The sequence below is a fragment of the Fibrobacter sp. UWOV1 genome (assembly GCF_900142495.1).
Classification (GTDB): Bacteria; Fibrobacterota; Fibrobacteria; order Fibrobacterales; family Fibrobacteraceae; genus Fibrobacter.
The window spans coordinates 394,186-416,321 of record NZ_FRBA01000002.1; the positions used below are offsets into that span (position 1 = coordinate 394,186).

Here is a 22,136-nt window from a genome sequence, read left to right on the forward strand (position 1 = left end):
TTTCGTCTCTCGTCTAATTCGGCAAGTCCTGCTCGCCTTGGGCAATCGGGGCGTCGGGAGCCTGACCGCCCTGCTGCGGTGCTTCGAGTGCATACAGCGGCAAGCTGACCAATTCTTCGCCGTCGACCAGCAAGCGGATGATGTACTTGTCCGGGCGCTTGATCTGGAAACGCTGCAAGTTCAGGACCATGTTCACCGCGGCGGTGTCAAAGCCCTGGGCCACAGGTTCCAGCGGAATCTTGGACTGCATGGGCGGCACGATCGGCTTGCCGCAAACGTCTTCGAATACAAGTGTCAAGTCGTGCAGGCCCGCTTCGCTGCGCATGTAACGGATTCTAAAAGCCGTAGAGCACTGCGGAATCACCAGCGGAAAGTTTGCATATATACGGTCGAAAGCTCCAAGGATATTCAAGCGTCCGCCAGCGCCGTTGGCGGTTGCAGCATCACAAATAGAGGCAATTTCAATATTCATTATTTAATCTCCCAGTTGTCGGCCACGTACTTCATGACGAGCGGGCCGTTGTTGCGGCTTGCCCCGCCCACGTTTTCGCGGGCGAGCATGGATAAGTAAACTTTGCCGGAACCATCGATGTCGAGCATCGGACCCCAGCCGCGCAGGAAGTATCCCTTGCTTTTGTAGAAGACCGTGTTGAAGTAGGGCAGTTGGTTTTCGCCGTGCAGGTGCCACTTGTTGTTTTCGTACCTGTAGACATGCACCTGCGAGTAGGCTGCCTTGCCGTTGTCGTCGACGGCGGCGTAGATGATTCCGTTATGGATGACTAAACTCATGTGGTAGGCGATGATGCCTTCGGAAATCGGGGAACTTGCGAACTTGGAGTTCTGCTTGATCCAGGAGATTTCGCCCTCCTTAATCGTTCCCTTACCCATGCGCGGACCGTAGGTGTTTACGTCGCGGCTCAGGAAGCCCATGTAGATGGTGGATCCGTCGCAAACGAGCTTGGGCTGGCTTGCATCCGTTGCGCTGAAACCGTTCCATTTGATCAGCGAGTAGTCGGTCTTGTATAGTCCGTAGTAGGCGGTGTAACCGGTCGTAATGCCCATCACGATCAGCTTGCCGTTGCCATCGTAGGTGGCTTCGACTTCGCGGTAGTTCTGGTTGCCGTCGAATGTGCCGAACTTTGTGTTCTTGCTCCAGGTGCTGCCATTGAAGTCGTACAGGTGGATCTTCTGGTCATCGCTGTTCAGCAGCACGACATGCGGGGACGATTCGGACTCCTTGCTCACGATTTTTGCGGCGAGCGCCTTGGTGAATGCTGAGCCGACGGTCGAAAGAGCCGACGTTCCGCCTGTCGACTTGTAGACGGAGAGTTTCTTGCTGCTTTCCAGAGCGCCGACGTAGAAGTTTCCTCCATGGGCGTTTACGTAGATTTGTGAAATGGAATCGGTTAGCGAAACCGTTCCGAGCGATTTCCATACGCTTCCGTCAAAGCGTGCCGCCGCAAGGACGTTCTTGCTTTCAAGATAAGCAACGACAGGCTTGTTGTTTACAAGGGCCATTGCCGGTGCCGTATTGACGCTCGTCTGAGCGAAGACGGTGTCCTTGCCCTGGTTCTGCCATGCCTTGCGGAAGTACACCTTACGGCTGACTTCTTCGGCGCGGTGCCTGTTGTAGAAGGAATGCGTCGGGGCTGTAGACGTGCTGTCGCGATAGTCCAGAGTAATGGTCATGGAGCCTTCGGTCGTTTTACGGATGAAGGCCGTGTTGAATTCGGCGATGCTTGTATCAAGGGTACCGTCTTTCTTGCCCTGATAGAAGTTGCCGTCGACATTGCTGAATTTCCACCAGTAATCCTGCATGCTTTCGTTACCGAGGTCTCCCATGATGGATTTCTTCGCGTTCCATTCCGGCGTGTAGAAGTAGATGGCTTCATCATCGACCGCTTCGTCGCCACTCCATAGGTAAACGGTGTCCGCTGCCGAAATCACGCCTACCGGATGGTGTTTCATCAAGAGGACTGCGGTCGTATCGCTGAAGGTTGCCTTGGTGCTGGTTTCCTGAGCGGACACAATACAATTCATGTCTTTACCCTTTTCGGAGTAAGTCGAATCCTTGCTGATCCGGAACGATTTGCCGTTGGCGGCGTAGTCGTATTTGCTGACCTTGGATTCCAAAGTCTTGCCGGTGGCCTTGTCCTTACATTCCCAGGTGAACCAGTCAATGCCTTGCCATACGTCGTTTACGGTGGCGTCGAGAGTGAATCCGTCGCCTTCGTTAATATAGATGAGTTCTTCCTTGACGCGAATCAGCGGAATGTCCGTGGAGAAGGTAATCTTCATGGTGTCGGAAACCATGTTGCCGTCGTTGTCGGTGGCGCGGGCAACGCAGTAGAACTGCGTTTCGGCGGCTGGCGCTTTCCAGACGGTGTCAAAGTCGCTTACGGTTCTCCACTTGCCTGCAATCTGTTCGGGCGTGCCGCAGCTCCATTCGCGCTTGGCAATGCTGCCCGGGTCCGAAGGCAGGTTGTTGTTGTCGTAGGCGTCGGCGTTCAAGGTGATATTGTAGCCTTCGCGAACGGTCAAGTTCTTCTTGGTCACTTCGATGCTCGGCGGTGCAAGGACGATATCGATTTCGACAGTGTCCTTGGCAATGTTGCCGTCGTCATCGGTGACGCGGGCAATGCACTTGTAGCCGTTCTGGGCGGTAGAAGGCATGGTCATGGTCGTGCGCGGCGTCGTGGACGACGAATAGGTAAAGCCGATGTTTTCGGCCGAGGCGGAACCGCAGCCCCATTCGTACTTGGCGATGCTGCCCAAGGAATCTTGGGCGTGCGCGTTCAGTTCGACGACGTCCTTGATGGTGACCTTGTTGTGGTTGACATAGGCTGTGACAGACGGCATGCCGACAATGACCTTGTAAATCGCCGTGTCGCGGGCGGTGTTGCCGTCATCATCGGTGACCTGAACCACGCAGTAGTAGGCATTCGTTGCAGTCTGCGGCATGCGCACGGTGAACTGGGACGAGGTCGATTCTTCCCACGTCGGGTTCTTGAGTTCGTTCAAGTTTTCGCTACAGGCGTTTTCGTACTTGGCAATGTAACCGAGCTTGTCGGTAGCGTTTGCCTTTATAGTCTGGTTGCTGTTGATCTTGACCGTGTCTCTCTTGGTGTTCAGGCGCACGGTGGGCGGGTCGAGCAAAGTCTTGAAGGTGAGTGTGTCGAAGCCTTGTTCGCCGTCGTCGTCGGTTGCCCTAAAGATGCAGCGGTGGTTATTGACTTCGGCGCCCGGAAGTGTCAACTGGAGGGCGATATCGCTGACCGATGCTGCGGGCGGGTCAATGTCTTTCTTGTAGTCGTAGCTGACCATTCCGTTGCTGCAGCCCCATTCAATCTTGTTGATGGTGCCGAACTTGTCGCTTGCAGACGCCTTCACGGTGACAACGCTGTTGATCTTGTATTCGTTCGTCTTGCTGTCGGTAGTGACATCAATCGTTGGCGGGTCGCTTATCACGATTACCTTGGTAGAGGCTGTACCGGATTTGTTGTCCTGGTCTGTAACGGTTACGGTAACCGTGTACGTGCCTACAGCCTTGTAAGCCAGGTTTGTTTCCTTGGTATCGTCTGCAGGGCAGCTGTAACCGGTAGCTAGCTTATCGCTGTTGGAACAGTTCCACTTGATAACCATGCTTGTGCTGGCCTTGCCCGGATAGGTTTTAATCTTGAATGCGATTGGGTCGTTAAGGCTTACGGTATCGTCGAAAGCGGGCTCCGCAAAGATGATTGTGGGGTCGTCTCCGCGGATACCGAACTTGACCTGGGCCTTTACGTTTGCTCCGTTTTCGGTGTAAGATACCGTCATCAGGTATTCGCTGCCTGCGACAGCTAAATCCTTGAGCTGGTCGTAAGTGTATGTGATTGAGGCCTTCCCGTCTTCGTCGACATCGCCTGTTTTCTTGGTGTCGTTCAAGTCCCAGGACCATTCAACTTTCTTGGGAGCAGGAACCGCTTCGCTGATGATCGCTGTAAATACGAGCGATTCGCCTTCGCCAATACGAGCGTTCTTGTCTCCGTTGACATTGAGAGCAATCTTAGTCGCCATGATAGTAATAGTCTGTTCCAACTTTTCGACATTGCCGGCTTTATCCTTGGCGTTGTAAACGAGTTTGTGGTCACCGTCGAGCAGGTTTTTCAGGTCCAGGGCGCAGTTGAAAACGGCGCTGTCTTCGCTGACACTGCATGTCAAGGACTTTGCCTCGCCGTCAATGCTTGCGCTGACCGATTCGATGCCTGCACCCAAGTCGCGGACGTAGATGGTCTGATTGTAGTTGCGGGTCCTGAGCGTGTCGATGTTCTTTACGAGCAGGACTGGCTTGACGGAATCTTTCAATTCGATTTCGTCCATGCGTAGCAGGCTGCCCGATTCGATAAAGAGATCCTTGACCGTTGCGCTCTGGTATTCCTTGAGCGAATCGGAAGTAATGGTTGCGGTGTAGTTGCCGGCATCGGCCTTGACGGTGTAGTTACCCTTGCTGTCGGTGTAAGCGTCGAAGGTCTTGTTGCCGTTGTTGAATTCCACGTGAATGCCGGAATGAACCGTACGGCCCTGGTATTTGACGACGCCGGTGAACGAACCTTGTGTCGAGCTCAAGTCGCCGATATAGAAGTTCCACGGACGGCTTGTCTCTTCGCCAGTAGAAATACGGGTGAGTCTTACGATGTCGTAACCGTCGGTGGCGTACATGTCCCAGTAAATGCGACCCGTCATGGTCTTGCCGGGGTCGCTAATCAGGGTGATGTTGTTCTTGCCGTTGGCATCGATCGGTTCAAAGATGTTCGAGGTGAATGCCTTTGCAATCAAGTCCTCGTCGGTAAACGCCTTTTGCGGAGGCTGTCCGTTCTTGGAAACCTGGGCGTAAATAAAGTACTGCAGGTCTTGCGGGTTGTCGTCGTCTTCGCCTTCGTAGTAGAAGTAGAATCGATCGTTAATGTTGTGGCGTGCGCCGTCTTGCGGATAAATGACCTTGAGCCTTGGGATGCGGTTGAAGTGCAAGTTCACGCTGTCCTTGGTTTCGTTGCCATCGTCGTCTTTTACGATTACGTAAATCTTCTGGTTGCCGAGCGAATCCATCTTGGCGTCTTTGTTCTTGATGGTCAGGTAGAGCGAGTCGTTGTCTTCGTATCTCTTGTACTTGACGGTCTTGGCAGATTCCTTTTTGCCGCTTGCGTCCAGGTCGATCATGACGTCGACAATCGTTCCGAAGGAATCGGTTGCGAGAATCGGGAAGGTGATGTCGCCGTCGTGCTTGGTCCAGAGGGTGTCCTTGGGGAGGACCAGGATCGGCTTGGTGTCGATGACGCGAATCCAAGACTTGCGGGTGGCGGTACCGGCGGTATCGGTTGCGTTGTTGCCGTCAAAGGCGACGAACTTGGGTTCGTAGAGACCCGGTTTTGCGTAAGCCCATGCTTGCGGTTTGGCGTTGTCACCAATAATAGTGGTGTCCTTGCCGTTCTTTTTGGTAAGCGTCCACTGGAACCTGTATATCTTGTCCACGTTGTAGGGCAAGAGACCGATCAGGTACACGGTGTCGTTCACGGTCACGGTCAGGGTGTCCGGAATGGTGTCCGCTTCGCTTGCGGCGACGTTTGCCATGGAGTCGGCGAATGCCTGCGCATCTTCGATCGGCTTGTCGAAGGCGAATACGCGGGAGTGGTTATTCTTCAGATTTACGTTTTCCTTGACGGACGACTCCCTAGAACATCCGAAAAGGGCTAGCGTAGCGCTAAGGCCGAGGGTGAACAATAAAAAATGGGGTACACGCATAGCACATCCTCAATTAAATACTAAACAATTTTTACACTTTAAATCTATCTTTTTTATTTGAAAAGCGTGAGTGAAAATTTACACTGATGGAGCAAGTTTATGGAAGAAATCCCCCTTTGGTACAGCCTGGCCGTATTTTTTGTGCTGGGCGCCTGCGTTGGCAGTTTTTATAACGTAATTGTGTACCGCATGCCCCGCGGAATTTCGCTGATTAACCCGCCTTCGCACTGCCCGCTTTGCAAGAAGCATATTCCGCTGTATTACAACTTGCCTATTGTGGGCTGGCTCATTTTGCGCGGCAAGAGCGCCTGCTGCAAGCAGCCCATTAGCATTATTTACCCGATTGGCGAATCTCTGTGCGGTTTGCTGGGGGCGCTTGCCCTGTATGCGGCGACCGGATTCACTACGGATTTTACGGCTCCGGTGCAAAGCCTCGAAGTGTGGGCCGATGCCCTCGCCCTGTTCTGGTTGTTGCTTGGCATTTACCCGGTAAGCGCTGTCGATTTTAAGTACAAATTAATTCCTGATTCCATTTCGGTGGGCGGCATTGTCGCTGGCCTTGTCATTTCTTTTATTCCGGGTGGCATGACTCCGGTTGAAAGTATTGTGGGCGCTGTTGCCGCGGGCGGTGGACTTTACCTGCTCGGCTGGGTGGCGACCAAGGTGCTGAACAAGGCTGCCATGGGCTTTGGCGATGTCAAGTTGCTGGCCGGCTTTGGCGCAATTATGGGTGTGACCCGCGCGGTCGAAGTCTTGGTGGTCGCTTCGATTCTTGGCATTCTCATTATGGTGCCGTACGCAAAGGTTGCTGAACGCAGGGCTGCTAAAAAGGCTGCTCAAAACAAGGCTTCGCAAAATAAAAAAGCTTCCGCAGACGAGGCGGAAGACGAAGGCGCCGGCCAGATTCCCTTTGGCCCGTTCCTCGCAGTGGCCGCCCCGTTTATGTATTTGTGGGGCGATGCCCTTAAGGAACTTTATTTGAAATTCGTTGTCGGCGAGTAATTTATTTCTGCATTTCGTAGAAGGCGTAGAGCCAGGCCTTGAGGCGGGTCCAGTTCTTGTCCTTCTTGTGCTTGATAAAGTCGCCGAAGGAGTAGAGCATCACGTCTTGCGCTGGTGCGCTACCGGTGTAGATTTCTTCGAGTTTGAAGAATTCCGTTGAAAGCTTGAGGTCGGTGTCGCGAACGGTTTCGCCGTCTATGGCAATCGTCAGGTGCTTTTTGTGAATGACGAATGAATAGTGGTGGCGTTTGCCGTCAATGACGCTTGCCTTGCCGTATTCGATAGAGTCGGTCGATACCGTATCGATGCCATTGTAGATTCTTGCGCAGAGTGCGGTGGAATCCTTTTCACAGCGGCGGATTTCAAAGCCCAGGCTGTCGGTGCCCGAGTAGAACAGTCGACCGTCTTTTTCAAGATTGTCCAGTTCGAACCAGAACGAAAGTGCGAAACTGCTGTCGGTAAATACCTTGCGGGTCGTAAGGAGAGAATCGGTTACGGGTTCAGAAACGAACTCGCGAATGCGGTCATACGAACTAGGAACGTTGTCCCAGTTGATATCTCCTTCGAATGCGGTCAACATCGTGATGGAATCCATCTTGGGAATCACATACCAGGCGTAAAAGGAGTCTTCTGCGAACATTCTGCTGTATCTTGGTCCAAGAAGAATGTTTTTCTGAGCGTCAATAAATTTATCTGTGTAGTAACTGGCGCTTCTTATGTAAGATTTGCTGTTGTACCAGAAATGGATCGGCACTATAAGCGAATCTAGCGAGTATTCACCCAGGGAATCGAACAGGTCTGACTTCGGCAAGGTAAGCTCGATGTCGTAGAGATGTTTGATGCTCAAGACGTTGTCAACAAACAGAGTGTCGCCGGCGTTCAGGTTCAGCGTGACTCCGACAGCGCGGAAATCTTCGCCGTTAGAAATCTCAATTTGCTTTGCAACATCGCCATTGTTGAAAAGCGGAATGTTTCCGAGGGTGGCATAGCCTTGTTTAATGTCTTCTTTGGTGACTTGCTTGCAAGCGAGTGTGCCTGTAATGCAGAGCGTGTCGCCTTTGGCGAATACACTGACAGAATCGGAATTTTCCCAAATCTTGTAATCGGTTGAAATCTGTAATGTGGCTGGCTTTCGAACTCCGACCACGACGGTGTCGACATCGTTCCTTTTCAAAATGTCGGCACCATAGAGGGTGTCTTTTTCGCCGTCCATTCCGGTTACGGTTGCCACAACGCTGTATGCGCCCGTTATGTCTTCGAATACGGCGTAATCCCCGTATTCGACAGTGGCGGAATCCATTAACTTGGTTTTCCCGTCTACAATCTTTGTCAGGGCAAACTGGACTGTTCCCGATTTTTTGGCGGACATGGGGACCATGACATGGTCAAGATCTTCTTCAATGGCGAAAGCCACGGTGTGCCCGGATTCTGTCTCGGTGAGTACGCCTGCGGTAGAGGTCCCGTTGTCTTCGGGTATTGCGCATGCGCTGAAAAGTGTCGCCATGGAGAAGGCGAGCGTTGCAAATTTTGTCATTTCTCGTCTTGTCATGGTTTACTCCAAATTTGAGAACAGGTGAATATTCATTTGGTACACGCCGTCGGCTTGTTCCTTGTCTTCGCCAATAATGCGCCTTGCCTTCGCCTTGAATTCCTGTAGTTCCGCCTCGAGTTTCTTGTATGCCTCGCTCGAAATACTGAAGGTGAGCGTACTCATGACGGTCGGCTGCTTGGGCGGCGTCATCAGGGCCTGTTTCGAAAGTTCGAAGCATTGCAGTTGGTATTGCTTGATGAGTTCCGCGTTGTTGTACGGGCCGCTGCTGATACTTTCTTTGGTGGGCTTCCAGAAGCCGTTTTCGTTCTTGCGCGCAAGTCCGAGGCGCTCCAGGAGTGCAAGCGAGTCCTTGAGCTTTCCGAGCGGAACCTTGGGGAATATACGCTTTTGCACCGGAGTCATGTCGTCGTCCACGTCCATGGCGTCGAGGATTGCGAAAAGGGCGCTGTTGTACCAGTGGCTGTAGTAGTCGTAGGCGTCTTCGTTTAAAATGTGCTGCGGATTCGGGTGCTGCTTCAAGAGCTCCTGCATCGCGGCGTTACGAATAGATTCGTTTTTGGCCTGGTCCAGTTCGACCAGGGTTTCGAAGTATTTGGCTTCTTTTTTGTCGAGTTCCAGGATTTCAATAAATTTTTGCACCATGCGGGGGCTAACCTTTTTGCCCCTGACAACATCTGCAAAGTAACTGCGGCTCTTTTCGAGGCCGAGCAGGTTGCAAATTTCAGTACGGGTAAAACCGGGTTCCTCTTTGGCACGGGCAACCTGGTATTCTTCCAAGAACTTGCGGAAGTGAGTAAACTGGTATATGTCTAAAAAACGATTCACGGTCTTAATATAGATTTTTTACGCGGATATTGTATAATTTTTTTTGAAATTTTTGAGAACATGTTACGCAGGTCACAAAATGGCGGGAAACGGCTAAGAAATGGGAATTTTTACACCGAATTCGTCAAAATGAGCTGTTTTTAAGCTTTTATTACACGATGCTAACACATTTTTACTACAACAAGTTGGAATATTTCGGAAAAAAGGGGTTATTTTATAGATGAGGATTTTGGGAAATGAAAAAGGTGTTATTTGTATACATGATGGCGGCGGTATGCACTCTGGTTTCGCAAGTGAGTGCGCGTCCGGCTGCTCCGGGTTTCCAGACTGTTTCCAACAAAGACGGTAGCTCCGTTTCGATTCGTCATTTCGGTGATGAACATTACTTCTTTACAGAAACTTCTGACGGTTTCCTTGTAGCGGGTGATGGCAACGGTAGTTACGTGTATGTGGGTGAAGACGGCACTCCGAGCAAGTTTATTGCAAAGAATCCGGTGGACCGTACAGCCGAAGAAAAATCCTTTTTGAACGGTTTAAATCAGGAGGCGGTTCATCAAAAGCACCAAGAACTGAATGGTGGCCGATTTCCCGATGAAGAAGGACTGAACAGCGAACAGAAGTTTACCCATACGCCTGTAATGGCATACAACCAAGATGGCGTATCTGCCTTGATGCTTCGCCGTGCGGTTTCTGAAAAGTGGACGAAGGGAGAGCGCTGGTTCCCGGTACTTCTGATTGGCACGTCCGATAAAAATCATGGCGATTCGGCTGCGTTCTATGATTTCTTGAACAAGCCGGGCTACAACGTCAACAACAATATCGGAAGCCTGCGTGACTACTTCTTGTATGTGTCCGACAGCATGTTCTCGCCGCATTTCGACGTGTACCCGATCAAGCTCAACAAGGCGTTGACGGACTATGGCACCGGCGACAATTTTAAGGAAGGCCAGTTTACTGCCGAGGGCCTTACGGAGTTGGCAAAACGTGCCGATTTCCAGGCTAATGCGGCCAAGTATTGTTTCAGCGGAACCAATGTCGATGGCTTTATCTTCTTGTTCCCGGGCATGGAAGAAGATGCCCTTAAGCAGAGCGGTCTGTTCTGGGGACACCAGTTCTGGATGCAGTCGAACGGATCTTCTTCGGGTTGGTTCCCTTCGGCGTATAAAACAGGCGGCTACACTTTTGACAAGTACTTGTTTATCGCCCAGTATGCGGATGGTTCCAGGAATTCGAAAATCAACAAGATGGGTACGTTTGCCCATGAGTTCAGTCATGTGATGGGCTTGAATGACCATTACGGCAAGGACGCAAACGATAACCAGGTCGACGGTCCGAGTGTCTACGACATTATGTCGTTGGGTATGTATAACGGCTCTACGATGAACGAGGGCAATGCACCCATGGGCTATTCCGCCTACGAAAAAGAAATCATGGGCTGGCTGAAGCTGAAAGAACTGGAAGCCGATAAAACATACTCGCTCAAGAAGTTGAGCAAGATGGAGGCGTATTCCGTTACGAACCCGAACCAAAACGACGAATACTTTGTTGTTGAATATCGCCCTGCGGAATCATATGATTCGTATATCAAGAATTCTCTGGGCTGGGGTGCGCGTTCCAGTGCCAATGGCGTGTACGTGTGGTATATTGACTTTGACCAGAAAATTTGCGTGACGAACAATAATGCAAACGGTGACATTAACCACCAGCGAGTGGCGATTGTGGCCGTGCAGGGCGCTAAGGGCTATTACGCCAATTTCACTTACGTAAACAAGAATGGCAAAGCCTCTGTGCCGGGCGTTTACAATATTGTGCTAGACGGTAACGACAGGGCTTGCTTTACCACATCGCAGGGAATGTCGCTTTCGGCTTGCCCCGAAGAATCGAGTTCATCTGTTGCCAGTTCCAGCAGCATTGCTAGTTCTAGCAGTATCGCCAGAAGCTCCAGTAGTATTGCGAGAAGTTCCAGTAGTTTGGCCAGAAGTTCTAGCAGCGTACGCAGCTCTAGCAGTGAACGGAATTCGTCAAGCAGTGTGGCGTCCAGCTCCAGCGTAAAGATTGTGTCTTCGTCTAGCTTCAATATCTGGCAGCGTTCCAGCTCGTCTGCGTTTATGGGTATCGCTGATGCTGGCGCCGTAATGCCGCAGGTGCATTATTCGCTGGAAGGTCGCCAGCTTCATGTACTGGCCGATATGCCGGGTTTAAAGACGGTACGTCTGTTTGATATGCAGGGCCGCTTGCTCTATTCGGAAAAGTTCTCCGGCAGCGCGATGACGCTTGATCTTGCGGGCATGAGCCACGGCGCATTCGTGGTGCGCTTTACGGCGGGGAACTTTACTTCGCAACGCAAGTTGTCTTGCCCTTAAACCCCATTCGGCAACGCGCTTGCCGGTGTGGATTTTTTGTCAAAAAAGAATATTTTGGGGATGCCGTGAGCGTCCCCTTTTTGATATTATATTTAGGGCAAGGTTGTTTAAATAAGTGCCTCTGGAGTTAGAGGCGCTAAAGGGTTGTTATGAAAAGACGCTTCCTCAGGACTGCGGCGGTGGCCGCTTCCGTGTCTTTGGTTTCGATGTCGTGGGGCGCTACGCTTCCGACTGCGACCGAAATTTTCAATAAAATGGGCTTCGGCATCAACATCGGTAACACGATGGAAGTGCCGGGCAATCCGACCGGTTGGGGCAATAAGTTCCCGACAGAGGCCTACATCGATTCGGTGAAGGCGGCCGGATTCAGCACGATTCGCATTCCTTGCGCCTGGGATAGCCACGCCAAAGACGGAGTCATTAACGAAAGTTGGATGGATTCCGTGCAGACGGTGGTGGACATGTGCATGCGCGCAGGGTTAGTGACGGTTCTCAACATTCATTGGGATGGCGGCTGGCTCGAAGGGAACTTGAGTGACGACAAGAAGGACGAGGTGAACGCCAAGCAAAAGGCGTACTGGACCCAGATTGCCACACGCTTCAAGAACTACAACGAACGCCTGCTTTTCGCGAGCGCAAACGAGCCTGCTACGACTGACGATAATTACAAGCATGAAACCGAAATCTTGGCAACATACCACCAGACTTTCGTGGACGCCGTGCGTGCCACGGGTGGTAACAACGCAAGCCGTACGCTTGTGATTCAAGGGCCTTCTACGAGTATTGACCGCTCGGTTGAAGTCTATACGGTGGATAAGCTCCCGAAAGACGTGATCGAGAACCGTTTGATGTTTGAGGTTCACTACTACGATCCGTACACCTATACGCTGATGAATGAACCTGCCAACTGGGGCGCCATTGTGGAACCGCAGTATTATTGGGGTACGGGCGACAATCTTGCTACGGGTGACGATATCGTCCATAATTGCGGTTACAATGCCTGGGGCGGTGGCATGGGTGATCCCTGCACCAAGAGCCAGATGGATGCATCGCTTGGCAAGATGAAGAAAAACTACGTGGATAAAGGCGTGCCGGTGATTATCGGTGAATTTGGCGCAAACGACCGCGTAGGCGTGCTTACGGGTAGCAACTATGACAAGCACCGCAAAGGTCGCCTTGAATATTACCAGGCGTTCATGAGTTCCTGCAAGGCGAATCAGGTGGTGCCGATTGCTTGGGATACGGGTCACGAAGGTGAAAACAACATGACCATTATCCGCAGGCAGAGTGAGCCCGATGGCTCCATTTTTGACAAAGATGTGCTAGACATTATGCGGAAAGCGTATGGTCTTGGTGACTACGTGAATACGGGAATTACTCATGACGAAAACTTTGTGGAAGGCGGAGCCGGAACGATTGCCGTGCGGAATGGCGGCGTTACGAGTTCTTTTGGTCGCGTTAATCTCCGCCGCGAAGGAGCGATGCTTTATGCTAGTGGAGCCATCAAGCTGTTCGATATGAATGGCAACATGCTCCGCAGAGGAACTTCCGGGCTTTCGTTGCAGGGCTTGCGCCAAGGCGTCTATATCGCCAAAAGCGGTAATCGTCAGTTGAAAGTGAATCTGCGCTAAGGCTCTTTGTTACAACGAAAACTCCCCGGCGTTCGTCGGGGAGTTTTTTCGAATCAATAAGGAATGATAATTTGGAATTTGTTCAGGTTGACTTCTAGAGTCCGGTATAGCTGAACGATTTATGGCCGAGCTTTTGGCCACAACTGCTGACAAATACAGCGGTCAACTTACCGACGCGAATGCCTGCAAGATTTCCGCCTTTTTCGCCAAATTCACGGACGAGGTTACCCTGCAAGTCGAACAAGCGGACTTTGGTGCCCTCGGGTGCGCCTTGTACATGCAAGAAGCCGTTTGATACGAACATGTTCATTGACGGAGCGAGGTGTGCCATCTTCAGGGAGGTCTTCGAAGTGTCCTGTTTGGAAGTATCCTGCACGGTCGTGTCCTGCTTGGAAGTGTCCGGCTTGGGTTCTTCGTACGGGAGCGAAGGCGTTTCCCAGTCAATCCAGTCGGCATAGTTATCAATCTTGAAACCCTTGCCGTTCGTGGGCTTGACGTGGATATCGGTATTGGCGTTCTTGCCGCGCATGAACTTGTCCACGAACGCTGTCACGGAATTGTTCTGGTTCGGCGCTGCCTGGCAATGCTCGTGGCCGCCGGTAAAGTCGAAACCGATACGGTCTTCGATGCCCATGGCCTTCCACACCTCGGTCGCTGCCATGATGGACTTGTAGCCCGATTCGTCGCCAAGCCATTCGTAGGGCGGGTTGCCGAGTGCAATCACTGCGCGCGGGGCGATCATGGCGATGAGTTCGTGATGGTCGTGCGGGAGCTTGTACGGGTCCTGGCTCTTGAGGCTCTGCATGAACCAGCTGTAGTTCGTGTTGTCGATTTTTTCGATGTTCGTGCCGCGGCTTGCGAAGTCTGCGGAAGTGCGCCACGAGTTGATGCCGCCGCCACCCGATTCCTGGGCAATGGTGAGCGTCACGCGTTCATCGAAGGCGCCTGCGAAGAGTGCCATCTTGCCCGCATAGGAACAACCTGTGACTGCAATTTTGCTCATGTCCAGGTGGTACTGGTCGGCAATTTGCGCAAGGCCGTCAATCAGGCGGCTTACACCCCAAGACCATGCGGAATAGTCGCCGTTCTGGTTCTTGTTGCCGTAGAACTTGTAGAAACCCACGTTCGTGTCCTTCTGACCGTTCATGGAGTATTTCGCCACCTGGTCGTGGCTGAAAGGCACCTGCACAAAGCCGCTGAACAGGCTAGAGGAAAGCGACCCCGTACCGCTGTTCATGCCGATGATAATCGGGTGCGGGCCGTTGCCAGACGGAATGCTGAATTTCGACGTAATCGTCATCGTCTTGCCGCCTTCCTTGACGGTGACCGTGAGGGTGCCGCCGCTGTAAGTGGCGCTCACGTCGGAAGGAATCGGCTTGTCGCCGATTTCGTACTTTTCGATATCGGCCTTGATTTCGTTACGACGCTTGCTCCAGTCGCCATACTTGGTGACTTTGGAACCGTCGTGGAATTCGAATGGGTTGGGGAGTTTTCTATTGCTCTTAAGTTCGCCCGCCTTGGCGCCAAGATCCTTGCCGCGGTTTTCGAGGTCGAAATTGAGCGGTATTTCTGCAAATACCATGGAACATAAACCAAAAAGAAGCGCCGTGTGGAGGCCCTTTTTCATGTTTCACTCCTTTCGCCAAACAGAAACCCAAACCCATTGTGTTAAACAACCTTAATTATAATGGGTACTTTAAATATATGCTTGAATAGCATAGATATGGTGTTCAAATTGTTTATGCTGTGGACAAATATGTCCACATCTTTCAGTAAAAGGATATTTTTTATGGGATTTCCAAGGTAACCGTAATAAATAAGCTGGTCCGAAAAGACTGATTACGTCGCAACTGAATTGAACTTTAAGAAAAATCCCCAGCCGAGATGGCCGGGGATTTTTTGGAGGTGTGTTGTTGCGAGAGAGTTAGCGCCTTACGGCCTTGAATATCCCGAGGGTTCTGTTGCCTTGCGCGACCTTGACGAGGTAGGCGCCTTGCCGCAGGGTGATGTGGAGTTCGTTCCCCTGCATGGCGCGGAATTCCGCGATGCGGTGGCCTTGCATGTCGAAGACGCTGATGTCGTGTGCGCCGCCGTCGATGCCCTCGAGACGGAGCTTGCTACCGTCGATTCGTCCGCTGATGGCGTTGTGCGGAGTCATGGATTCGGCGGCGGTGATGCCCTCGGTATCTTCTGTGCCGGAGGATGCGCCTTCTGTTGCGCTGGACGATTCCGGACCGGCGATTTCTGCACTTGAAGAGGATTCCGATTCTTCGGAACTGCTGGATTCCGGCTCCACCTGAATCAAGCCGCCTTCGGTGATGGGTGTCTTTGCCCGTGTGAGGACGTCGAGCGGGTCGGGCTTGCTGGAATCGAACGCTTCATGATCGTCGCGCAGGTGCTTGGCGAGTTCGGGCACCTTCGCCTTGATTTCTTCGATGTTCGCGCGGGCGAGCTCGTAGGCGCCGTATTCGCAGAAGTGCGTCTTGTCGCTCGCGGTGTACATGTACATTTTTTCCTTGTTGCCTCCGAGCGCCTTGCCGAGCGTGATGCTGTGCTGGTTCAGGTCGAGTACGGTGACGCCGAGTTTTTTCCCGATGGCGCGCATACGTTCGGGAAGCCCGCCCACAGCTGTTTTCGGGTCGGTTTCGTTTTGCCGCGCGGTAGATGTCACGAACAGCGGAGTGGCCCCCTTCGCCTTGATTTCGTTTGCGTATTTGGTGAGAGTCGCTTCGTAGTTGTTCACGTCGTTTTGATTCTTCTGGTCGTTATGCGCGAACTGCACGGTCACGAAGTCGCCCTTCTTGACTTCGGCGAGAATCTTTGCGAGGCGCTTCATGCTGTAGAACCCGCTGGCGGTAAGGCCCGATTCGGCGTAGTTCGCGATGGCAAGGCTGGATTTGAAAAATCCCGGGGCCATCTGGCCCCAGCCCGCCCACGGTGCCATTATCTGGTCGACCACGGTGGAGTTTCCGCAGAGCCAGAGCGTGGTCACGTTGTCGTTACGCTTGATTTCGATTCCTGCGACGGCGGGCGCCTTGCCGCTGATGACGAAGGTGAGCTTCTTGTCCCAGGTGCGGTAATCCTTTTCGCGGTCCTTGATGCTCATGGTCACCGAGCCGTCCATGCTTCTTGTTTCCATGCGCCTGAGCGAAACGGTCTGCCTGCTGAACACGCCGCCGGCGAGGGTGATGCGGTCGAGCATGAGCTTGCGGTTTTCGGCCCATACGGTGGTTTCGCTTTCGTTTTCGCCGTCACCGAGAATGAACGTCACTTCGTAATTGCCTTGCGGGAGAGCTACCGAGAAAACCATGTCGCCCTTCGCCGTCAAGAAATCCGTGGTGAGGTCGTCGTCCCACAGGCGGTCTACCGAAGAAACCGTCCCGCTTTCGAAGCCGTAGCCCTGCGAGTCGCTGTACTTGGTGTTGGCCTTGACCTGCGTGTAGCCCGCGGCAACCGGGCCCTCGCCGAAGTCGAACTTGTAGTTTTCGGCGGCTTCGGCCATGGAGAATGCGGCCAGAAGCGCTGCGATAGTCACCATCGTGGCGGTTTTGACAAGGGTGTCGTAGCCCTTGATTTCAGTTTTGTAATCCATAATAACATCCCTTTTACACACGTTTGTGTTTGTACTACAAAATGTACTATAAAATTTTCAAAAAAGCAAGAAAAATTTCAATTTTTTTTAAAATCCGTTAACGGTAAAAAGCCGCCTAGCCCCCCTCTGAGAAAGGGCGCTAGACGGGGAGTTTATGGGGGTTCTATTTCTTAAAGATTCCCTTGGAGATATACTTGCCGTCGATTTTTATGCGCACAAGGTAACTCCCCTTCGGGAGCGGTTCCTGCGAAAGGTCCACGGCGCTCTCGCCCGCGGCGACAAACTTCGCGATGGTCCCCACGATGCGGCCACTCATGTTGTAAATCTCGATTTCGGCGTAGCCGCCGCGGGCAAAATTCTGCACGCCTGTCGCAAGGGCGGTCGTCCCTTCTGCAGAGGAAAGCGTCACACCCGGTACCCCGAAGTAGAAACCGTCCACGTTCGGGCCGCCGTTCTCCGTGGTGGAGGAGAGCTTGAGCGTATTCTCACCCTTCACGATGTTCACGGGAACCTGGACTTCTTGCCAGGTGGTCCAGCTGCCGGTAGAAGGTAGGCTTACGCTGACCGCATCGCCGCCGTTTACGGACAGGTTCATGTCGCGGGCATCGTTCCCGCCGTTTGCAAACACGATGGAGACGGTCGTCTTCGCGTCTTCCTTTGCGGTCACTTTCCAGGTGGCGAAGCTTGCTGCATCGTTATCGAAGTTGTAGTAGCCCTTCTCCTTCCAGCCTTCGTTCGTGTCTTCGAAGGAGCCTTTACCTTCTGCCGGGGCGGATGCATCCACGAACGATTCCTTTGTCATGTCGTGCTTGATTTCGGGAATGACGGGGTCGACGATCACCGGGTCGATAACCACGGGGGTAGTACCGTCACCTGCGAGATAAATGGAAGGCTGCTTCAGGTTCTTTACCGCGTTGGGCAGGTAGTAGCCCAGGTGCGGCGGCTGGTTGTAGGCCACGTTCTGCCAGGCAATGCTTACGCGGTAATGCGGGTCATGCATCAGGGTGTACACGCGGTAATCCGTCGTGACCGGAGTGCCGAAAATCGTAATCATGGAGGCGTCGCTGCCCGAACGCAGGATAAGTTCTTCGCGCCAGTCGCCGAACAAATCGGCCACGAGGCTCGGGTTCTTCTTTGTTCCGTTGTTCGTAGTGGACTTGTTCACGTTGCCGTAGGTAAAGTAGCGGTTCGCCTTCTTGTCCTTGGTGCTCCACTTGTCTATTGCGCCGTCAAGCAGTTCGTCTTGCAGGTCTCCGTCAAAATAGATGCGGAAGTTCACCGAGGGCTTGCTGCCCGAAATCTTCTGGCCCTTCACGTTCTTCACGCCGTCGCCCGCGCTGCTCCACATCTCGAATCCGCGGTGGTCCGCGTCGATGTCTGCGGCGAGGCCTCGGCCGTTGTCGACGCCCGGGTTCGGCTGCTTGGTGCCCCAGATGATCTTGCCGTCGGGGCCGCGGAAGTCGTCGGTATAGGCGGCGGACTTTTCTTCGTGAACGTCCCACGATTCAAGGCCCGGACGGTCGGGGTCCATGTCAGAGAGGTGGAGTGCATCGCCGTGTCCGAGCCCTGTGCGGTAAAGGAGCGTGCCGTCGGACTTGAGCGCCGCAGAACCGAACACGATTTCGTCCTTGCCGTCGCCGTTGATGTCGCCTACGGAAACGTTGTGGTTGCCTTCGCCAAAGATGCCCTTGCCCCTCGTTTCGGACTTGTGGTACCAGCGCTGTTTGAGCTGCTTGCCGTCGAAGTCGTAGGCGACCGCGTAGGCGTAGGTGTAGTAGCCGCGCATCATCACAAGGCTCGGGTGTACACCGTCGAGGTAGGCGATGGCCGCGAGCATGCGTTCGCTGCGGTTGCCGTAGTTGTCGCCCCAGTTCTTGGTGACATTACGGCCCGGCACGTAGTCGATGGTCGTGATGGCTGCACCCGTCTTGCCGTTGAACACGGTCAGGAACTCGTTCCCGCTCATGATGGTGCCGGTCTTTGTGCGGTAATCCTTGCTCTTGTCGCCGATGGCCTTGCCTGTACCGTCAATGGTGCCGTCGCTTGTCTTCATGGCAACTTCGGCGATGCCGTCACCGTCTAGGTCGTAGACCATGAACTGCGTGTAATGGGCGCCCGCGCGGATGTTCTTGCCCAGGTCGATGCGCCACAGCTTTTTGCCGTTCATCTTGTAGCCGTCAATATACACGTTGCCCGTGTAGCCGCTCTGCGAGTTGTCCTTCTGGTTGCTCGGGTCCCACTTTACGACAAGCTCGAGTTCCCCGTCGCCGTCCAGGTCGCCCACGCTCATGTCGTTCGAGGTGTAGCTGCAGCTGGAACCGTCGGGCATCTTGAGGTCGCCCGGGCGGTCAAGCTTGAGAGTCGCATACGGGATGTTCTTACCATCGGAATTGGCCGACTTGTCGAACACAAACGAGAGTCCGGACTGCGCACCTTCCTTGCCACCCACGACTGCGGCGACCGTATACTTGGAGGTCGCCTTGCCCGAAGCGTCGAGGTAGTTTGTCGCGCCGTTCCCTGCGATGGTCGCAATTTTTGTCCCGTCACGGTAAAGATTGAACTCGGTATTCGGGGCGTCGCTCCCGAGCAGGCGCCAGCTGACCAGCATGCCTTTCCCGACGTTAGAAGCCACGAGACCGCGGCTCAGGTTTTCCATCTGACGCGGGGCCGCGAAAGACGGGATGGCGAGTCCAAAGGACAACGCTACACACGCCGCAAGCGGCGTTTTCTTTCCACAATACACCATATTTTCCTCCCCAAAAGGGTCGAAGTTATACCAAACAGGTACTTATCGTACCGATTTTTAATATAATCTAAATTTTATTAAAAGTCTACATTTTCTCAATAATTTACCTTAATTTACAAAGATTGTTAGTTGTTCGTTGTTGTAAAATGTCTACATTTTTTTGGAAAAATTGCTGAAAAAAGTTCCGTTTTCGCCGTTTTTTGCGCCTGTTTCGAATGTCAACACCCCGAGGCGGGGCTTGAACGCGTCCCGTACCGGGAAAATTTTCAACTTTTACTATACTATGTACTACATTTTTATGTATATTTAATATCATGAATACCTTCGTAAACATTTTCGAGTTTACCAAGTTCCGCAAGTTCCTGGCAGAATACCAGGAGCGCCGTCAGGCGGCGGAGCCATCGTTTTCGCGTACCGAGTTCTGCAACTTGCTGGGGCTCCCGAATACCCGCAGCTATTTCAACGACGTGGTGCAGGGCAAGCGTGTGACCGACAACATGCGCGAACGCTTTATCAACGTTATCGGGCTCAAGGGGAACGAGGCAAAGTATTTCGAGGCGATGGTCGATTTTGACCAGGGGAAGACTGCCCAGGTGCGCGAGGCGGCGTTCGATGCCATGATGCGCCTGAACAAGAACCCGCAGGCGATTGTGGACCCGGACAGTTACGAGTTCTTTGGCAACTGGTACAACAGCACGGTCTATGCGATTCTCGAGGTGATGGATGTGGGCGACGACGTGTCGGAACTCGCGGCGAAGATTTTCCCGCCCGTATCCGAGAAGCGCCTGAAGGCGAGTCTTGAACTTATGAAAAAGATGTCGCTCGTGCGCAAGGACGAACGCGGATTCTGGAAGCCGACGAAGGATAGCCTTGCCACGGTGCAGCAGAGCAAGAGCCAGATGGTGCTCCAGTTCCAGAAGCAGTGCCTGGAACTCTCGAAGCAGGCGCTGGAGTCCGAAGGGAGCGAGTCCCGCGACATGACCACGTTCACGTTCGCGGTGTCGAAATCCGCGCAGGCGAAGGTCGAAAAGGCTGCCGAAAAATTCAAGGCGCAGGTGCGCCAGATCGTGATGGCCGACAACGAGACTCCAACCGTCGTGGAGCATGTGAACCTGCACGTGTTCAGCAACATCCGCGAAAACAATAAACCGTCCGGAACGGGCGAGGCGTAGGGAGGTGTTTATGGGATGCTTTAGGAATATCTTTGATGCGGAGCGTCTTGCGTTCGCTTTTGTCGCGGTGTGCGTGCTCGCCTTCTTTGCGGGCTGCAGCAATACGTCTTCTACGGATTCCGCAGGAATCCTCATCGAGACGAATACGGGCAACAAGGGGCTTGCGCGGATTCTTGTTTCTGCCGAAAATCTGGATGTTGTCGCGGGCGATACTGTTGTGGTGTTCAAGGCGAGTGCCGATACCGTGGGTGACACTTTGTATGTAGATACGGTGGACTACAGGCATGTGGCGACCTCGATTGAGTGTGCGTCGGGCGTGATGTCGCTCGATAGCCTGCCCGTGGGCGATTACGAATCCGTTTCGGTGCACCCTCTGGAGGGTAACGTGCGTACGGTGGCTGTTTCCTGGAACGTCGAGGAAAATTCCACGAATATCGACCGTGCGCTGGATGCGGAATTCAAGGGCGCTGTCGCGCTTGTGCTTCCCGAGGGGTTCGAAGATTTGGCCAGTTCGGACGAGGTGTTCGAAAGCATGCCCTTCGCGGTCCGGCTCCCGGAAGTAAAGAACCCCTGCTTGTTGGATGCTGACGGCAGCATGGTGCGCCTCAGTCGTGCCGAACTTGCGGACGCCCCTACGGCAAAGGCTTCTGATTCCGCTGTTTATTGGGGCGTGCTGCCGCAGGTTGCCTTCGATGAGAACAATGCCGTGTCTCTCGACGTGGTGGAATCGTGCCAGTCCAGCGACCGCATTGACTTGGCTCTGGCCCGCTATGTGGAGCATTTTGATTCGGTTGTGCCGTCCGAAGCGGCGCTCGCTACCGGCAACGAGCTTGCGTCTGTGCTCGGCAATTCCCGCTGGGTGGATTCTACCGACAACTGGTTTTACATTCCCGATTTCAAGCCCTTCTCCGAAGACGGCTACTACATGGGGCTCTCCATCTGGTTCAATATCGATTCTATGCAGGTGGACGAGTACGCACAAATTATTTCGGCCAAGAAAGACAGCGTGGGTTTCACCCTGCAGAAGCGCGGAACATCGGGTGCGGTGAACCTCAGGCTCGATACGCGCACGGGTGTCTACAACACGGTCGTGGGGCGTGCGAACGGGGTGCTTGACGGAACCTGGCATAACTATTCATTCAAGATTCACGGCGATAGCGTGACCACATTCATTGACGGAACGCTGCTGGAATCCAGGCAGTTCGATTCGGGCGAGGGCTTTGCTGCCGCGTTTAACCCGGCAATTGGCTACGGCGGGCTTCGCGGCGGTATCGACGAGGTATTCTTCTTCGACGGTACGCAGTCCAACAACTGGATGCGACTCTTCTACGCCCTGCAATATGCGGTTATAAGGGAATAAACGGGCGCCTAAGGCCCCTTTCGTGGCGCATCTTGCAAAATGTGGACATTTTTTAAGTAAAGTGTTGTAAAAATTACATCATTTAGTTTGAAATTGCGTAAAAACTATTGACTTT

Annotated in this window: 12 protein-coding genes; 5 read left to right on the top strand and 7 right to left on the bottom strand. The window is 53.1% G+C overall.

Annotation, left to right across the window (positions count from 1 at the left end):
- Positions 1-13: 13 nt before the first annotated feature.
- A complete protein-coding gene (locus BUC02_RS05365; protein WP_073319624.1) occupies positions 14-472 on the bottom strand; it encodes a DUF6941 family protein in 459 nt (152 codons plus the stop codon).
- Positions 472-5,778, bottom strand: a complete 5,307-nt coding sequence (locus BUC02_RS05370; protein ID WP_073319627.1) for a hypothetical protein — start codon at positions 5,776-5,778, stop codon at positions 472-474. Before BUC02_RS05370 ends, BUC02_RS05365 begins: the two co-directional genes overlap by 1 nt.
- Before the next feature lie 99 nt (positions 5,779-5,877).
- Here BUC02_RS05370 and BUC02_RS05375 point away from each other — a divergent pair, with 99 nt between their 5' ends.
- Positions 5,878-6,780: a prepilin peptidase gene (locus BUC02_RS05375; protein WP_073319630.1), complete on the top strand. Its 903-nt coding sequence runs from the start codon at positions 5,878-5,880 to the stop codon at positions 6,778-6,780.
- Position 6,781: 1 nt separating this feature from the next.
- Here BUC02_RS05375 and BUC02_RS05380 read toward each other — a convergent pair whose 3' ends face one another.
- Both BUC02_RS05380 and BUC02_RS05385 read right to left on the bottom strand, forming a co-directional pair.
- Positions 6,782-8,329 carry a LamG domain-containing protein gene (locus tag BUC02_RS05380; RefSeq protein WP_139261025.1) on the bottom strand — a complete coding sequence of 516 codons (1,548 nt, stop codon included), beginning with the start codon at positions 8,327-8,329 and terminating at the stop codon, positions 6,782-6,784.
- Between the two features lie 3 nt (positions 8,330-8,332).
- Positions 8,333-9,157 carry a TIGR02147 family protein gene (locus BUC02_RS05385; RefSeq protein WP_073319636.1) on the bottom strand — a complete coding sequence of 275 codons (825 nt, stop codon included), beginning with the start codon at positions 9,155-9,157 and terminating at the stop codon, positions 8,333-8,335.
- Positions 9,158-9,393: 236 nt separating this feature from the next.
- Between BUC02_RS05385 and BUC02_RS05390 the strand changes: the two genes are divergently transcribed.
- Both BUC02_RS05390 and BUC02_RS05395 read left to right on the top strand, forming a co-directional pair.
- The gene (locus BUC02_RS05390) at positions 9,394-11,520 is read left to right on the top strand and encodes an immune inhibitor A domain-containing protein (RefSeq protein WP_073319639.1); all 2,127 of its coding nucleotides are present in this window, start codon (positions 9,394-9,396) and stop codon (positions 11,518-11,520) included.
- 149 nt (positions 11,521-11,669) lie between these two features.
- Complete coding sequence (locus tag BUC02_RS05395) at positions 11,670-13,151, top strand: glycoside hydrolase family 5 protein (protein WP_083564400.1); 1,482 nt, start codon at positions 11,670-11,672, stop codon at positions 13,149-13,151.
- Between the two features lie 94 nt (positions 13,152-13,245).
- On the opposite strand, the gene BUC02_RS05400 is transcribed toward BUC02_RS05395, so the two are convergent.
- The 3 genes from BUC02_RS05400 to BUC02_RS05410 form a co-directional block, all read right to left on the bottom strand.
- Entirely contained in the window at positions 13,246-14,778 is a 1,533-nt protein-coding gene (locus BUC02_RS05400) for a glucuronyl esterase domain-containing protein (RefSeq protein WP_073319642.1), read from the bottom strand.
- Positions 14,779-15,075: 297 nt separating this feature from the next.
- Positions 15,076-16,743: an SGNH/GDSL hydrolase family protein gene (locus tag BUC02_RS05405; RefSeq protein ID WP_254794112.1), complete on the bottom strand. Its 1,668-nt coding sequence runs from the start codon at positions 16,741-16,743 to the stop codon at positions 15,076-15,078.
- Positions 16,744-16,906: 163 nt separating this feature from the next.
- Positions 16,907-19,489, bottom strand: coding sequence for a rhamnogalacturonan lyase family protein (locus BUC02_RS05410; protein ID WP_083564401.1), 2,583 nt, complete (start codon positions 19,487-19,489; stop codon positions 16,907-16,909).
- A gap of 314 nt (positions 19,490-19,803) precedes the next feature.
- On the opposite strand from BUC02_RS05410, the gene BUC02_RS05415 reads away from it, so the two are divergent.
- Together BUC02_RS05415 and BUC02_RS05420 are read left to right on the top strand one after the other, a co-directional pair.
- The gene (locus BUC02_RS05415) at positions 19,804-20,661 is read left to right on the top strand and encodes a TIGR02147 family protein (RefSeq protein WP_073319648.1); all 858 of its coding nucleotides are present in this window, start codon (positions 19,804-19,806) and stop codon (positions 20,659-20,661) included.
- Between the two features lie 10 nt (positions 20,662-20,671).
- On the top strand, positions 20,672-22,021 hold the full coding sequence (locus BUC02_RS05420) for a LamG-like jellyroll fold domain-containing protein (protein ID WP_073319651.1): 1,350 nt from the start codon (positions 20,672-20,674) through the stop codon (positions 22,019-22,021).
- Positions 22,022-22,136 lie beyond the last annotated feature (115 nt).